The sequence below is a fragment of the Rhodococcus mengyinensis genome (genome assembly GCF_048381435.1).
In the GTDB taxonomy this organism is placed as follows: Bacteria; Actinomycetota; Actinomycetes; order Mycobacteriales; family Mycobacteriaceae; genus Rhodococcus_F; species Rhodococcus_F opacus_D.
The window spans coordinates 1-15,272 of sequence record NZ_JBLWIT010000002.1 but is presented as its reverse complement, the minus strand read 5'-3'; the positions used below and the strand labels follow the sequence as shown (position 1 = coordinate 15,272).

Genomic DNA, 15,272 nt, shown 5'->3' with positions numbered 1-15,272 from the left:
GGTCGAGGTCGGCATGGTCGGCATCAACGTCCCCATCCCCGTCCCCATGGCGTACTACAGCTTCGGGGGCTGGAAGAACTCCCTCTTCGGCGACACCCACGCCCACGGCACCGAAGGCATCCACTTCTTCACCCGCGGCAAGGTCGTCACCACCCGCTGGCTCGACCCCAGCCACGGCGGACTCAACCTCGGCTTCCCCCAGAACAACTAGCCCCTTTCCATGAGGCTTTCGTAGACGGAGAGCCCACCAATCACCTGTGCGGGGTGCGGATCTCGGACCGCACCCCGCACAGGCCCCACCCGCACGATCACCCATCACACCATCAAGGAGCACGTCATGCCTCTCGTTCACATCCACGTCATCGAGAACAGGCGTACTCCTGAGCAGCTTCGTCACCTCGCGGATGTAGTGCAGGGCGTGATGCTCGAGCACTTCGCCGCACCGGACCGAGACCGCTACCAGATCATCTCCGAGCACAAGCCGGGGCAGATCATCGCCGAGGACACGGGGTTGGGGTTCGAGCGAACCGACGACATCGTGGTCGTGCAGGTGGCTCAACAGGGCCGCAGCCAGGAGCAGAAGAAGGCCATGTATCGGGCCCTGGCCGATCACCTGCACGCCGAGACTGGTTTGGTGCCAACCGATCTGATCGTATCGGTACTCGAAAACACACGCGACGACTGGTCCTTCGGCAACGGCATCGCACAATTCGTGGAAGGACACCTCTGAGCGCCGGCCACAGCAAGTGCTGGGCGGGGCAGCCCCACCAGAACGGACATCGACATGATCGGCTACCAGACAGAGATCCTCACATTCGCCGTGACATGGGCGCCCTACGACGGTGGCGACGAGCACGTACTACCGACCTTCGGCATCAGTCTCGACGAGTACTACCGCCGGGTTCTGCACTTGCTGGACACCGCCGCGGCCCGGTCGGTCGACCCGTCCACGATCCTGCGAATTCGGCACCGGTGCATGCAGCGACTGGCGACCGCGACTAGAAAGGTGCCCCAGAGCCGGTAACGGACAGGAGACGCTGCGTAAACGTCTTTTTGCAGCAGTCACCCCACAAACCGGCAGCGGCCTAACGGCTCCTCGCCGGCGTAGGTGGGTAGATCCTCCCCTGAAGTGCGCGACCGCAGCAAAATCGGAATCAGGTGTGATTGGAGTTCCCACTTACGCGTGATTACCGGCCCGGCAGTTCGTGGAGGTCCCAAGGCCCGCATCATTGCTCGCCATAGGTGAACACCCCCTGGACGGTGGCAGACACGTCCTGCGACGAATCGTCGCTGCCGCATCCGGCGGCGACGAGAAGGGTCAGCATGTCGCGGGGCGCAGCCGAGGGACTAATCCGTCGAAGCAACACGACGGAATCGAGCTCACTGCAATCTGGCCAGCACGGTCCGCAAACACAATCCGCTGGCAATGGGGAACGCAGCCGCCGCCAGCCAGGGAATGCCTGCACCCCAACCGGTCTCGGGGGCAGCGTCGATCAACGCCCCGAGCGCAGCCGAGCCGATGAGTACACCGATGCCGCCGAGTGACGCCATGAATCCGAAGTAGGCACCCAGTCTCCGCTCGGCTGCCAGACGGGGCACCAAATCGCGCGCCTGCGGCATCGCGATCATCTGCCCGAGCGCGAGCAGCAGCACGAACACCGCCACGGGGATCAGACCGATGACACCGCTCAGTCGAAGCGGAGCTGTTGCCGGGAGGACGAGGAACGACCCCGCCATCACTGCGAACCCGATCGGCAGGACGACGCGAGGGGAACGGTTCTGAACCCTGCGGGTGATCGGCAACTGCGCCGTCACGACGAAGATCGCCGAAAGTGCGAAGAACCAGCCCAGCACCGTTTGCGATCCCCACATCCGTTCGACTTCGAGAGGGAGCAGGAGGTACAGCTGGTTGTAGGCGACCAGTTGGGTGCTCATGGCGATCGCGAACAGCACGAACAGTTTGTTGTGCACTACGTCTGTCCATCCCCCGTGCCATGGTTCGTCGTGGTGCTCTCCCGGTTCGTTCGGAAGCCATTTCAGGTGCGCGGCGATGATGACGACGAAGATGACCGCAGCGACGAGACAGGCGATGCGGAAATCGGCCAGAAGCAACACCGATCCGACGAGTGGTCCGGTGAAAGAGCCGATTTGATTGCATACCGAGAGGAGGGCGAATGTCTCCACCCGGCGCGGACCACCGTGACGCTCGCTCTTGCCGGCCTCGATGGCGACCGCGGACTCGACTGCGGGAGAGAACAATGCGGCCGCGAATCCGACCAGAACCGTCGCCAGCAGCACTCCGGTCAGGGAATCACAGACCGCCAAGCCGAGAAATCCCAGGACGCGCAGTCCGCAGCCGACGAGGACGACGGGCTTGATACCGAACCTGTCGGCGAGGGTGCCGCCGACGAAGAACAGTCCCTGCTGTGAGAATGTGCGAACGCCGAGTACGACGCCGACCAGTGCCGCACCGAGACTCAGGTCGCTGGTCAGGTGCACCGACAGGTAGGGCAAGACCATGAAGAAGCCGAGGTTGAACGTCAACTGGGTGAGGACGAGCAGCCTGACGGTGGGCGTCGCTCGATGGAGGTCGTCGAAGAACGACCACCGCCAGCGCGTCCGCCGTCCATCAGCACCCGCGGTCACGTCACCGCGATCGTCGACCCGCCGCACAACACCCCAGGGCCTCAGTGCGTGGGAACGGGAATCGGCCCCGGCTCGAACAAGATGGACAGTCGCCCTTTCGCCCGGTCGATGAGAACCTCAGCCCGGACGTTGTACACCTGGGCGATCAACTCGGCGGTCAACACCTCGGCGGGCGTTCCCCCGGCGACGACCCGCCCCTCCTTCAACACGATCACCGTGTCACAGAACATGGCGGCGAGGTTGAGGTCGTGCAGGGCGATCACACTGGTGACCGGCAGCCGGGTGACGAGTGCCAGCAACTCCAGTTGATGGTGAATGTCGAGGTGATTGGTCGGCTCGTCCAGCAGCAGTTCCCGTGGTTCCTGCGCCAGCGCACGGGCGATCTGCACCCGCTGCTTCTCCCCGCCCGACAGCCTGTGCCACAGCCGGTCCGCCTTCGACGTGAGGCCGGTGTGTGCGAGCGCGGCCGCCACCGCGGCATCGTCGGCGGTCGGGTTGCCGCCGAAGGTTCCGCGGTGCGGGATACGTCCGAGTCGCACGACGTCGCGGACCGTGATGTCGACGTCGGTGTCGGCGTGCTGGCTCACCACCGCCACGGCGCGCGCAATCTCCTTGCGCCGCACGGCGGCGAGGTCGTCCCCGTCGAGGGTCACGACACCGGCGGTGGGGCGGACGACACCGTTCAGCAGGCGCAGGAGTGAGGACTTCCCGGAGCCGTTCGGCCCGAGCAGTCCCACGGTCTCACCCTGTTCGGGTGTCACCGTGACACCGTCGACGACCAGTGCGCCGCCACGGTTCCAGGTGACGCTGTCTGCACGCAGGGTCACTGTGTTCTCCTTCGACGGGACAGGATGACGATGAACGCGGGAACACCGACCAGGGCGGTGCCGACACCCACCGGCAACGGGGTGGGCGCGAACGCGACGCGGGAGACGGCGTCCACCCACACCATGAAGACGGCGCCCATCAGCGCCGTCGCGGGGATCAGCCTGCTGTGCCGGGGCCCCACCAGGAACCGCGCCGCATGCGGGAGTACCAGCCCCACGAACCCGATCGCGCCGGCGACGCTGACCAGGGTCGCAGTGATGATCGCCGTGACCACCAGCAGTAGGAGACGGACCTTCGCGACGGAGATGCCGAGGGAGGCCGCCACATCGTCACCGAAGGAGAAGGCGTCGAGGACGTACGCAAAGTGCAGACACACCGCCGTCCCGCAGAACACGACTACCGCGCACAGCGTGACGTCGTCCCAGCGGACGCCCTCGAGTGATCCGAGCAGCCAGAACATCACGCCTCGGGTTTCGTCGGAGTCGGCGAACGCGAAGATGACGAAGGACGTGAGCGCGGAGAACAGTTGGGTACTCGCGACTCCTGCAAGGATGATGCGGTCGTTGTTGCCACCGGACAGGCGGGCAAGGAGCAGCACCAGGCCGAACGCGACCAGGGACCCGATGAATGCGCCGCCGGACAATCCGAGCGCCGCCCCACCAACCCCGAGCACACCCACGATCACGGCACCGGTCGACGCACCCGACGAGATTCCCAGCACGAACGGGTCCGCGAGCGGGTTCCGCAGCAGCGACTGCATGATCACACCGCACAGACCGAGACCGGCGCCACAGGCGGCGGCCACCAATGCGCGGGGTAGACGTTCCTCCCACACGATCGCGTTCTTCGACAGCCGCACCGGGATGTCCGCGAGACCGAGGTGGTTGAGCAGGACGTCGCGGACGTTGACCAGTGAAACGTCCGCCGGGCCCAAGGTGACGGCGACGAGGATCGACAGTGCGAGCGCGAGGATCCCGCCGCCCACGATCAGTGACCCGACGACCCACTGTCGCCGCCGAACCGGTTCGGCAGCAGCGGTATCGGCGCGGCCGAGAGTGGTGGTCAGGACGGGACCTTCAGGTCGCGAAGGCCCGCGGCGACATTCTCGAGGCCGTCCACGGCACGAATGGACGGGTTCATCTCCGCGCCGTGCAGTGCGATGTACCGCCGGTTGCGCACCGCGTCGAGATTCCGGGTCACGGGATCGGATTCGAGGAAGGCAATCTTGTCCGCCAGTAGGTCTCCGGGGAAGCGGTTCCGCAGGAGGTCACCGAGGACGAGGACCTCCGGGTTGCGTTCCACGACCGTTTCCCAACCGACGGCAGGCCAATCGTCGGTCAGATCCGAGAACACGTTGGTGGCCCCGACCGTGGTGGCGAGCAGGCTCGCCGAGCCCAGACCACCCGCGACGTAGGGGCTCTTGGTGTCGGCGAACCAGAACGCCATCGACACGTTCGACTTCTCGAGGCCGGCGACGGCCGCGGCCTCGCGGCCCTGTAGTTCGTCGACCAGTTTCGTGCCCCGCTCGTTCACGTCGAATACGGCCGCGATCTCACGGATTTCCTGATAGAGCGCGTCCATCGTCAGCGGTGTGGTGCGCTTGCCGCCGCCGTTGATGCTCACCCCGTTCTCGCAGTCGGTGGGCGAGAGGTACGACGCGACTCCGGTCTCCTCGAACCGGGCGCGCTCCGCTACACCACCCTGCTTGAAGTGCCGGCCGAACGACGCGGTCACGAAGTCCGGATCGGCGTCGAGGACGACCTCGTACGTCGGTGCGTTGTCCGCCAGCCTGGGGACCGATGCGTTGGCTCCGGCGAGATTCTCGCGAACCGGATCCGTCCACGACGCGGTGCCCACCATTCGGTCGGCGAGGCCGAGCGACAGCATGATCTCGGTCGAGCCCTGGTCCAGCGACACCACTCGCTGCGGCGGCGCGTCGACGGTGACCGTCTTGCCGCAGTTGTCGAGGACGAGCGGATAGTTCGTACTGCCTTCCCCGGTCGCAGCGGCGCCGGTGTCGTCGACCGCCTCGGATTGTCCACACGCGACCAGCGCACTCGCCAGTACTGCGGTGACGGCCACGAGACCGATTCGGCCAACGGAAATCTTCACGCTCGTCATAACTTTCTGCTCGTCCAGGATCAATACTCCACGCGAGCGTCGATCGCGGGTGTCGATCGAAACGACAGCGATCAGCAGGTGCGCACGAGGAAGAACGTGAAAGATATCATGTAACCCTAACCTAAGTACCATCAAGGTTCGCCTGGAGGGGAAGCGATAGCGTCCGCGATCGAGCTGTCACTGACAGCCACTGTTGACCTGCAGCTTCTCGATGGCGTGGCTGCGCGGATGCTCGAGTCGCAAGCTCCTCTTGTGCCGGGACGGCGGTGATCCCCTGCCCCGCAGCCATATTCGCCAAACCCCTCCGGGTCGCCTCGAGCGCCGCACGAGAACGACGCACCGACTCCGACGGCGACAGTCACTCGGCGACTGCAGTGGCGGGCACGCAGTCGACCACCCCCGGCACAGCCGACTCAGCCCTGCATCGTTGACGTCATTGTTGTGTATGACCACGGATTCGGTACCGTTCGGTGTCGACCCGCGACCGCGTGTCATTCGGTCGGCTCTGCACATCCGAACTGAGGGAGGTTCCCGTGGCTGGTGGTCTCGTGGCCCTATTGGACGACGTCGCGGCACTCGCGAAAGCGGCTGCGGCATCCATCGACGACATAGGAGCCGCGGCAGGCAAAGCCAGCGTCAAGGCAGCGGGCGTGGTCGTCGACGACACCGCCGTCACCCCCCGCTACGTACACGGGTTCTCCCCTAATCGCGAACTGCCCATCATCCGCAAGATCGCGATCGGGTCGATCCGCAACAAACTTCTGATCATCTTGCCGGTGGCGATGATCCTGAGCGAGTTCCTGCCCCAGGCACTGCCGTACCTGCTGATCGCCGGTGGTCTGTTCCTGTGCTTCGAGGGAGCCGAGAAGGTCTACGAGGCACTCACCGGCGGTCACCACCAGGACGAGGGCGCGACCGAAGGGCAGAGCGGACCCGAACTCGAGAAGACAATGGTCAGCGGCGCGATTCGCACCGACCTGATCCTGTCCGCCGAGATCATGGTGATCTCGCTGTCGTCGGTCGAGGACGAACCGTTCCTCACTCGGCTGTTGGTGCTCCTCGTCGTCGCCATCCTCATCACCGTCCTGGTGTACGGCGTGGTCGCGCTGATCGTGAAGATGGACGACGTGGGCCTGGTGCTTGCCCAACGCGAGTCCTCGTTCAGTCAGTCGATCGGTCGAGGGCTCGTCGCAGCGATGCCGAAGGTGATGGCGGTGCTCACCGTGGTCGGGATCGCCGCGATGCTGTGGGTCGGCGGCCACATCCTTCTGGTCAACGTCGGCGAGGCAGGATTCCACTGGCCGGCCGATCGCCTCCACGATCTCGAACACTGGTTCGGCGATCTCGTGCACGGCGGCTTCGCCGGTGCCCTGTCCTGGACTGCCGGGACCGTCGTGTCCGCACTCGTCGGGCTCGTCGTCGGCGCGATCGTCGTCCTGATCGTGCACCTGATCCCGAAGCGGAAGAAAGGCGACTCCGCGCACTGACGCATACCGATCCGATCGCTTCCGACGAGGACCCGAACGTCAATCGGCGACCAGTTGCGCCCGCTCGGAGGACCGTCCGATGCCTTGTTCTCGCTGCCGTCCGATGACATACCGGCCAGGGGCGATGCCGGTGGCTCCGTGCTCAGGGTGGATGAGGTACGCAGTCACCCGGGTGTCGAGGATACCGAGCGCAAGACCCCTGGGGTCGTTCACCGGCGTCGACCACGTGCAGCCACCTTGCTCGGCGACCAGGCTGTGCGGGTTCCCACCCGCAGCGCTGCGCAGCAACTCCACTCCTGAGAGCGGTACGTTCTCCGTCCGCGTCCACGCGGTGGACGTGACGATGCCGGCTACAAGCGAATACGGGATCACGATGAGATCACCTTGGGCCTGCAGGCCGTCGACGACAGGTATGGACACTTCCTGGTCGAGATAGTCGAATACATCGAGGCCGGTGAGGGCAGTGAGAGTGGACAAGGTCATGGTTGAATTCATGCGAGTCACCTTCGATTTTGCGGATTCAGGTTTCGGTCTTGTTCAGGTGCGACGAACGAGACGGGCGTAGTCGGCGCCGCCGAGGCCGTAGGTCCAGCCTGCGGCGTCCAGTGCTGATGAGATCCATCTGGGCACGTGAAGCCCGTATTGCCGCCGATGCCCGTCGCGTTCGGAAGAACCGTTGACCGCGAGCAGGATACGGCCACTGCGCCCCCAGCCGTCCGGTGTCGCGTAGAGCCGCAGGGTGCGACCGGCATTGCCGGGATCGTCGGCTTGGTCGACCAGCGCGAGTCCGGCCGCCTCGATGTAGGTGTCCCACCCGATGCGCTCAATCGCGCATCGGCGGATCTCGACGTTGCGTTCACGTGCGATTCGTTCTGCAGTCGGGTCGCGGACGACCCAGCCCGGGACTATGGTCCCGTGCTGAACGAATACTGCTCGGCCGTCTTGGAATTCGAGTGCGGGGTCATCCGAGTGGTGCAGCCGGTGTTCGTTGTGCACACGGCCCGGTATGGGCTCGGCATGAAGGGTGGTGGGTCGTTCTGCCATGACACATACGTCGCCGAAGGCCCACCACCATCCGGTTGCGCCGGTCAGCGCAATGCTGGCGTCGAGCAGCGCATTGTCCTTGGGGTGGAACTGGGCGAGGCCGAGCCGGCGGTACGTGTCGTAGTAGGCGACCCGGTGGGCTTCTTGTTGCCCGTACCAAGTGACACCGAGGACAGCAGGGGTCAGAAGTGTCCGTATCGCAGCGGCGACCCCGTCGAAGAGTGTGGTGTGCAGCGAATCCCAGACGGTCGCTCGGATGATCCGATCGGGGCTGATGCCGACGCGGGCAGCCTCCTCAGGAGGCTTCACCCGTGCGGTCTCGACAGTCCGGCGCTCGTTCGGCCAGTCGGATCTCCTCCGCTCGATTCGTGCGTCCATGCGACTGCGTGATTCCGAAAGCATGGTTGCGATCCGGGCGGAAGCGCAGTGGATTCCGTTGCCATCGAACGACATCGGTGGTGACAAACCTTCGGCGACGATCAGGTCCGATCCGGCGACGGGAGACGGAACCCACACGAACTCCGGCCTCCGTAATCCGGACTGCCGATACACTTGCGCGACAGCCGATTCTGCAGTGGTGCGATCGGAGGGGTGTGCGCACAGCCCGTGTCTCAGCCATGCATCACGCACGGCCTCAACGGCCAGAACGTAGTCGGAGGAGACATCAGTGTTCTCGGTGAATTTCGCTCGGGGTCTAGCCACCGAGCGAAACGGTGCGGCGCTCACGCGACGGTGGCGGTGTCCGCCTTTCCAGTAGTCATAGTTCTAGAGCGTGGCACGAGGACGCGGCGAGCGCAAGGCCCGCGATTGGCGCACACCGCCCGCCGCCGGCATCACGGCGGCACGAGACCGACCATCTCGCCGTCGGGTGATTCCTGATCACCGGGCCGCGATGGTCGGTCTGCGTGAACCCCTCCTCAGGGAACATTCCAGGTACCCGCGCCGGGCAGTGCGGTGAGGACACCCACACGGTCGGACAGGCCGTTGACGGTCAGGACGGCGACCACCGTTCCCGACCCCGTGAGCACGGGACCCGTGAACCGCGACGGGCTCACCGCACCGGCGCCCCCGGTCGTCAGATTGCGCCAATGCACGATGCAGACGCAGTATTCGGCAAATTCGGTGATACCCGGTGCCTCCGGGTCCGTACGCACCGTCACCTGTGAGTAGACGGGGCTGAGAAAACCGGTGGGCAAGTTGGTGATCCCGATGACCGGGACCGGTAGGACGGTGTCCGTGGGTGCCGCAGTCGCGACCGGTGCGACGCCCAGGAACAGGACACCCAGTCCGACCAGAACAACAGCGATCGAACTTCTGCGTCTAAGTATGACGTTCGAGGTACGGCGTTGCATCGTAGCTACCTCCTGTGGGGACCCATTCGGTTCGCTCGGACACGACTGGCGACGTGCCGCGGGGTCAACGATGCCGTCGTCGGGCCGTCGTCATTCGTTACGGAGGTGTGGAAAGGGCGGGAGCAGAGGAGCCTTTGCCCAACTGCAAAGACAAATTGAACCAATAGGCACGCAGCCGTAACGCAGAACTCTGTTGATGTTCCTAATCGCTGGTACAGCAAGCGCATCACCGCCGAGTCCCGACCCTGTGTGGTACTCATGGTTCCCGACCAGGGAAATGGGCGATATGTTCAGTCATGTGGTGTGGATTCTCACCGGCTGGATGACCGGCTACGGCTATTTCTAAGATCGACAACTTGCCTGACCTGCCGCTAGGCATCGACGTGACGTTTCCAATCATCAGTGGTGGCGATTCTATTTACTTGATGCAAACCAACTTCGAGGTGTTGCACGACAACCACTCCATGCGAGTGTCGTCCGCATGGCACTCTGGCTAATGCGCAACCGCACCCCTCAGGGTCGACAACTCTTTTCTCTCACGACCGGACGCCGAACTGGGAACCGAACCTGGCTATTGGCGGCACTGCATGTTCTTTTGACTGCGCATTCCTGGCGCGGTGGCCGTGCCGCACGAACGCGATCGGGTATTGCCCACCGATGACCGTCTATTAGGGATCGCTCTATGCTGGCATGGTGTTCTTTATATTCGGTTACGGCACCATTCGGCAACACCGTGGCCCGGGGCAGAGCCGAACGTGCCCACGCTGCCACAACACCACACAGTGGGCGCGGATGCGGGAATTCAAGCAGTTCACGTTGTTCTTCGTTCCGGTCGCACGCTGGAAGCGCCGGCAGTTGGAGGAATGTGGCATCTGCGGCACCGCCGTCGCAGTCTGAGCACGTTCAGTCCGGCGACGCGGCCACTGACTGAGCGTGCGTTGGTGTCTTTGCCCGGCTCGCCGACGACCTCCTCACCGAATTCTCCAGCATGCGACTACTGCCCCAACGCAGCCTCGTCTACATGCGCACCCTCCCCAGCGAACACCCCGACCCAATTGCGCAGCACCCTGCTGCGCTCGACCCGCCTACAGCGAACGCGACCTCGACGATGCCCTCATCGGTCGGCTCGCCCACTTCCTCAGCGATTTCGGCGCTCGCTTTTCCTCTGTCGGACGCCAGTACCAGCTCTCCGTCGGCAACTCCGACTTCTACCTCGAGGTCGGTCGCGGTCGATCTCTCATGGCCTTCGCCGGCAAGTCGGCCGCAGTATGTAGCGTCATCAGGACCCGTTGATCACCAGGTCCAAGAGCCAGACCAGCGAGGGTATGCCACCCTCAATTGGCAACTCCCACATCGTTCCCTCCCCAGTGTGTCGGTGCGGTACGACCGCCATTGTGCCCGAAACGGTGTCGGTGCACCGGCAAACCTGACCACCGACACTCCCATGAACACCGAGCTCCGAGGCGTGACGCCCGTCGACTGCAACTACCGGTCCCGGTCCATCACGATCAGATCGTGCCGTCGTCAGTTGACTGCGATGTCGTAGGCCGAGGCGCTGACGACGTTGCGGGGAGGATCGAAGAGCGTGGTGAGGTTGTGGACGCTGGATGTCGCGGCCACGCTGTTGCGGTCCGTGAACAGTGGCAACGCGACGGCGTTGTCGAGGATGAAGCGTGTCACCTGGTCGAAGAGACCCTGTCGTGTGGCCTCGTCGGTCGCCTTGGTCGCCTGGACCAGCCACTGGTCGACCTGCGGGGCGGCGAGCTTGGATCCGGCGACGATCGATCCGATGGTGATTCCGTCGATCTGGCCGTACTTCAGATCCGGTGTGGTGGAGCCGAAGGCACGGTTGAGTTGCAGGGACAGATCGAGTCCGCCGACCTGCCGAGGGAACGCCTCGTAGGCGTTACCGGCGAGCAGGTCGTACACCAGTGCGTTCTCGACGTATTCGAGTTCCACCTCGGCTCCGACGTTCTGGCGGATCTCCGCCTGCCACGCCTCGAGAACGTCGTCGAGCGGGTAGGTGGGAATCGTGGCCAGGAGCTTGATCTTCAGGCGGGACCCGCCGGCATCGGCGCGGTATCCGTCACCGTCGCGGCCGGTCCAGCCGGCAGCGTCCAGCAGGGAGCCGGCCTCGTCGATGTCGGCGGGGTAGGTGTCGTCGTGTCGGGAATCGAAGTATTTGCTGTCCGGGGAGAGCAGGCTCCACACTCTGCCTTGCGTTGCCTTGGTGACATCCTCGATCAGGGCGGCTTTCTCGACAAGGACAAGACGTCCAACCGCTATAGGCTCGGCAGCGCTGGCCGCCTACGGTCAGATCTCGTACCGCCAGCACCGCATCTATCTCTCCGAGCCCTATCTCGAGCAGCTGGCGACGACGCCCGGTGCGTCCGCCTCGCTCGCCATGCGACACGGCCACGACGTCGTCCTCCTGGGATTCAGCCGCTGGAGAGAGACAGAAGGACACGTACTGCAAGGGGTGCGGCTGCCGCTGCACGCCAGCGCTCTCGGCAAGGTCTTCCTCGCGTGGTCCGACACCGACGACGACGACATCGCGTCACTGCCCGAGCGGCGACCGCCCCGCGCGCCATCCCCGACGTGGCAGGTATCCGGGAAGAACTCGTCCGCACCCGCGAACGCGGATACGGTTTCAACGACGAGGAGTTGACTCCCGATTTCCGCACGATCGGACTGCCGATCCGCGACTCCGACGGAGTTGTGCGTTTCGCGCTCGGCCTGCGCGGGCCCACCGAACTCATGATCGACCCGCGCATTCCATTCTTCGTGGAACTCGCCCGCGTCACCGCCGACGAGATCGCCGCAGTTAGCCGCGGTGACGAGCGCACTCCGAGGTCACCTGGCCGGTGCGGAGGACTGGAACAGTTCGATCAGATTGCCGGCAGGGTCGGCGAGCAGAATCTGGCGACCACCCGGGCCGCTGACCACATCGCTGCGAAAGGCGACACCGGCGTCGCGCAGTCGCGTGATCTCGGCGTCGAGGTCGCTGACAATGAGGTGGATACGGTTGCCCCCCGGGCCGGTGATGTCGGACGGGGTGGCGCGAGCACCCGAACTGGCCGGGCCGGACAGCAACAATCGCAAGGGGCCACGGATCACGTCGGCGAACGCAGGGGCGGGATTGGCGTGCAAGGTGAAGCCGAGGTGGCTGGTGTAGAAGTCGATCGCTTCGGACACGTCATCGACGAGGTAGCGGACACCGGCGCATTCGTCGGGTGGGGTCATCGGACACTCCTTTTCACGATTCGGTGGTGAGGGTGGGAACCAGGTACCGGATGCGGGTGTCGACCTCGACGGCGGGAATGACGAGGCGATTCCGCGGTGCTGACATCGTTCCCGACATCATCGGCTGTCCGCCCAACCGGGGCGGGGGTCGAATCCGCCTATTTCCTCTGCCCGAGCGTACGCCCGCAACGCCTCAGCGGCTTCTTGGCCGAGATCGGACGGGACCGCGACCTCTACGGTGACCAGCAGATCACCGACCGCGTCGCCGCGGCGAGGCACCCCGCGTCCGCGCAGCCGGAACGTTCTCCCCGACTGGGTTCCCGGCGGGATCTTCAGACTGACCCGACCATCGAAGTTTGGTACGGACAGCACGGTACCCAAGGCCAATTCGGCGAACGACACGGGAACGGTGACGGTGAGATCATCGCCGCTGCGGGCGAACACTGGGTCCGGTTCGACGCGCACAGTGACATACAGGTCCCCCGACGGCGCCCCACCGAGACCAGGTTCGCCCTGCGCCGGTAACCGGATGCGTTGCCCGTCGCTCACCCCGGGCGGAACACGGACGGAGATCGTGCGGGTGCGGTCCCCGATCCCGTTGCCCTGGCAATCCGGGCAGGGGGTGTCGACGATCGATCCCGTGCCCCGGCAATCCTCGCAGGGTTCGCTGAACCCGAAGCCGCCCAGATTCCGGTTGCGCGCCCCGACCCCGCGGCAGTGTGGGCACGTTCGTTGCCGGGTTCCCGGCCGTATGCCGGAGCCGTGACAGCTGGTGCACACCATCGGCCCGGTCATCCATAGCGGCAACACCATCCCGGCGACCGCCTCCTGGAACGACAGTCTGGTCTCGGTCTCGACGTCGCTGCCCCGCCTCGGCCGGGCCGATGCAGTTCGGGTTCCTGCGCGCCGGAACAGGTCTCCGAGCACATCGCCGACCCCGCCCAGAGGATCGGCCATGGTGAAGGGTGGACCGCTCCCGAACAGGTCCCCGAATTCGAAGCCGCCCGACCCGGCGCGTGGAGGAAAACCCGTCCCGGTGGACGCTCCGGATCGGAGCAGCCGGCGCACGCGGTCGTAATCCTTGCGTGTGGCGGGGTCCGAGAGCACCGCGTACGCCTCACTGACCGCCTTGAACCGATCCCCCACCTCGGTGTTGTGCGGGTTTGCGTCCGGATGCAGCTCCCGAGCCAATGTGCGGTACGCCTTCTTGATCTCCCCGGCCGACGCCGTCGAAGGGACACCCAGAGCGGCGTAGAAGTCGCGGTGGAGCCATTCCTGCTGCGACACTTGGCATCCTCCTTTCCTCTCCTGGCTGCGACGAGAGCGCCGTGCGCTCCGAGATCGGCGTTGTCAGGCTGGTGTGCGGTGTCTCAGGCACCGTCGACCGGGGCGGTGCCCGTGCCGTTCCCCGGCGAAGCGGGCCCCTCGACCACGGTGACCGTCGCGGTCCGCAGCACCTTGCGGTCCCCGAAGGTGTAGCCGCGTCGCAGCACCCTGCCCACGACGGGATCGCCCCCGGCACCTTCGTGCTGGACCGCTTCGTGCAAGGTGGGATCGAAGCGGTCGCCCTCTTCACCGAATGCGGCCACTCCCAGGCCGGTCAGGATGGCATCGAGCTTGGCCGCGATCGCACGCAGGGGTTCGGTTTCGAGGTCGCCGTGCTCGCGGGCTCGATCGAGGTCGTCGAGGATCCCGAGAAACTTCGCCGCCACCGACGCCGTCGCGGCCTCGACTGCCGCGTGTCGGTCGCGTTCGATCCGGCGCCGGTAGTTGGTGTACTCGGCCTGCACCCGCTGCAGATCGGCGGTCAACTCCGGCACTCGATCAGGGTGTTCGCGCGCCGCCCGATCGGCGCGGTCACCGGGGTGCATCTCCGCGTCGGACGTGGTCGGCGGGGGTTCCCGTTGTGGGGTCGGGGTGACGGGCTGGCTCGGAGTGTGCTCGCGCACCCGGCCGGTGTCCGGATCGACGCGGCGTTTGTCGGTGATCGAGATCGGTTCCCGCGGCGGCTTGTTGCCGTTGCGGCGCTCGCTGCTGCTCATCGGTTGTCCTCCCGTCCGGGTTCGTCCACCACCTCAGCGTCGAAGACCTCCTCGTCCCCACCCGGGGAACCGTTCCCACCGCCGGTGGCGGCCGAGTCCTTCGCCTGCGCGTCGTAGATCGCCTGGCCCAAGGCTTGCGAGTCGGTGGACAGTTTTTCGATGGCCTCTTTGATCGCCGCGACGTCGCTGCCCTTCAACTTCTCCTGGGCATTCGTGATCGACGACTCGACCTTCTCCTTGACGTCGGCGGGCACCTTGTCCTCGTTGTCCTTGATAAACTTCTCGGTCTGGTACACCAGCGACTCGGCCTGGTTGCGGACCTCCGCTTCCTCCCTGCGTTGGGCGTCCTCGGCAGCGTGAGCCTCGGCGTCCTTGATCATCCGGTCGATCTCTTCCTTGGACAGTCCAGAACCCTCCTGGATCTTGATCGTGTTCTCCTTGCCCGTGCCCTTGTCCTTGGCGGTCACGTGCACGATGCCGTTGGCGTCGATGTCGAAGGTGACCTCGAT

General features: G+C 65.2%; 18 protein-coding genes and 1 pseudogene. 7 read left to right on the top strand and 12 right to left on the bottom strand.

Going from position 1 to position 15,272, the window contains the following annotated elements; translation table 11 throughout:
* The 3 genes from ACNJ7E_RS00100 to ACNJ7E_RS00090 form a co-directional block, all read left to right on the top strand.
* Positions 1–211: aldehyde dehydrogenase family protein (locus ACNJ7E_RS00100; protein WP_418338693.1), on the top strand; the 211-nt coding region annotated here is incomplete at its 5' end.
* Between the two features lie 126 nt (positions 212–337).
* Positions 338–730: a tautomerase family protein gene (locus ACNJ7E_RS00095; RefSeq protein ID WP_280782274.1), complete on the top strand. Its 393-nt coding sequence runs from the start codon at positions 338–340 to the stop codon at positions 728–730.
* Between the two features lie 54 nt (positions 731–784).
* Positions 785–1,024: a DUF3263 domain-containing protein gene (locus tag ACNJ7E_RS00090; protein ID WP_418338692.1), complete on the top strand. Its 240-nt coding sequence runs from the start codon at positions 785–787 to the stop codon at positions 1,022–1,024.
* Between the two features lie 356 nt (positions 1,025–1,380).
* Here the strand turns inward: ACNJ7E_RS00090 and ACNJ7E_RS00085 are convergent, their stop codons facing one another.
* The 4 genes from ACNJ7E_RS00085 to ACNJ7E_RS00070 form a co-directional block, all read right to left on the bottom strand.
* Entirely contained in the window at positions 1,381–2,646 is a 1,266-nt protein-coding gene (locus ACNJ7E_RS00085; protein ID WP_280782276.1) for an MDR family MFS transporter, read from the bottom strand.
* A gap of 41 nt (positions 2,647–2,687) precedes the next feature.
* Positions 2,688–3,473, bottom strand: a complete 786-nt coding sequence (locus ACNJ7E_RS00080; RefSeq protein WP_418338691.1) for an ABC transporter ATP-binding protein — start codon at positions 3,471–3,473, stop codon at positions 2,688–2,690.
* Positions 3,470–4,459, bottom strand: coding sequence for a FecCD family ABC transporter permease (locus ACNJ7E_RS00075; protein WP_348539643.1), 990 nt, complete (start codon positions 4,457–4,459; stop codon positions 3,470–3,472). The genes ACNJ7E_RS00080 and ACNJ7E_RS00075 overlap by 4 nt, the downstream gene beginning before the upstream one ends.
* Positions 4,460–4,536: 77 nt before the next feature.
* Entirely contained in the window at positions 4,537–5,595 is a 1,059-nt protein-coding gene (locus tag ACNJ7E_RS00070; RefSeq protein ID WP_418338689.1) for an ABC transporter substrate-binding protein, read from the bottom strand.
* A 533-nt stretch (positions 5,596–6,128) separates the two neighbouring features.
* On the opposite strand from ACNJ7E_RS00070, the gene ACNJ7E_RS00065 reads away from it, so the two are divergent.
* On the top strand, positions 6,129–7,082 hold the full coding sequence (locus ACNJ7E_RS00065) for a DUF808 domain-containing protein (RefSeq protein ID WP_280782279.1): 954 nt from the start codon (positions 6,129–6,131) through the stop codon (positions 7,080–7,082).
* Positions 7,083–7,121: 39 nt separating this feature from the next.
* Here ACNJ7E_RS00065 and ACNJ7E_RS00060 read toward each other — a convergent pair whose 3' ends face one another.
* The 3 genes from ACNJ7E_RS00060 to ACNJ7E_RS00050 form a co-directional block, all read right to left on the bottom strand.
* Positions 7,122–7,577, bottom strand: a complete 456-nt coding sequence (locus ACNJ7E_RS00060; protein ID WP_280782280.1) for a hypothetical protein — start codon at positions 7,575–7,577, stop codon at positions 7,122–7,124.
* Positions 7,578–7,619: 42 nt separating this feature from the next.
* Positions 7,620–8,852, bottom strand: coding sequence for a DUF6745 domain-containing protein (locus ACNJ7E_RS00055; RefSeq protein ID WP_418338687.1), 1,233 nt, complete (start codon positions 8,850–8,852; stop codon positions 7,620–7,622).
* Positions 8,853–9,043: 191 nt separating this feature from the next.
* Positions 9,044–9,478, bottom strand: a complete 435-nt coding sequence (locus ACNJ7E_RS00050; protein WP_418338686.1) for a hypothetical protein — start codon at positions 9,476–9,478, stop codon at positions 9,044–9,046.
* Between the two features lie 690 nt (positions 9,479–10,168).
* Here ACNJ7E_RS00050 and ACNJ7E_RS00045 point away from each other — a divergent pair.
* A complete protein-coding gene (locus ACNJ7E_RS00045) occupies positions 10,169–10,375 on the top strand; it encodes a zinc-ribbon domain-containing protein (RefSeq protein WP_280782283.1) in 207 nt (68 codons plus the stop codon).
* 36 nt (positions 10,376–10,411) lie between these two features.
* The gene (locus ACNJ7E_RS00040) at positions 10,412–10,771 is read left to right on the top strand and encodes a PDDEXK nuclease domain-containing protein (protein ID WP_418338685.1); all 360 of its coding nucleotides are present in this window, start codon (positions 10,412–10,414) and stop codon (positions 10,769–10,771) included.
* Between the two features lie 231 nt (positions 10,772–11,002).
* On the opposite strand, the gene ACNJ7E_RS00035 is transcribed toward ACNJ7E_RS00040, so the two are convergent.
* Positions 11,003–11,689 carry an ABC transporter substrate-binding protein gene (locus ACNJ7E_RS00035; RefSeq protein WP_418338684.1) on the bottom strand — a complete coding sequence of 229 codons (687 nt, stop codon included), beginning with the start codon at positions 11,687–11,689 and terminating at the stop codon, positions 11,003–11,005.
* On the opposite strand from ACNJ7E_RS00035, the pseudogene ACNJ7E_RS00030 reads away from it, so the two are divergent.
* Positions 11,642–12,304, top strand: a pseudogene (locus ACNJ7E_RS00030) (IclR family transcriptional regulator); the annotation flags it as partial. The gene ACNJ7E_RS00035 and the pseudogene ACNJ7E_RS00030 overlap by 48 nt on opposite strands.
* A 27-nt stretch (positions 12,305–12,331) precedes the next feature.
* On the opposite strand, the gene ACNJ7E_RS00025 reads toward ACNJ7E_RS00030, so the two are convergent.
* From ACNJ7E_RS00025 to ACNJ7E_RS00010, 4 genes are all read right to left on the bottom strand, one after another.
* Complete coding sequence (locus ACNJ7E_RS00025; protein WP_280782285.1) at positions 12,332–12,721, bottom strand: VOC family protein; 390 nt, start codon at positions 12,719–12,721, stop codon at positions 12,332–12,334.
* A 117-nt stretch (positions 12,722–12,838) separates the two neighbouring features.
* Positions 12,839–14,008, bottom strand: a complete 1,170-nt coding sequence (locus ACNJ7E_RS00020; protein WP_280782286.1) for a DnaJ C-terminal domain-containing protein — start codon at positions 14,006–14,008, stop codon at positions 12,839–12,841.
* Positions 14,009–14,091: 83 nt separating this feature from the next.
* Positions 14,092–14,763 (bottom strand): nucleotide exchange factor GrpE, encoded by a 672-nt coding sequence (grpE, locus tag ACNJ7E_RS00015; RefSeq protein WP_280782287.1) that lies wholly within the window; start codon positions 14,761–14,763, stop codon positions 14,092–14,094.
* Positions 14,760–15,272 (bottom strand): Hsp70 family protein (locus tag ACNJ7E_RS00010; RefSeq protein ID WP_418338683.1); only part of this gene is annotated, 513 nt, incomplete at its 5' end. The genes grpE and ACNJ7E_RS00010, both read right to left, overlap by 4 nt.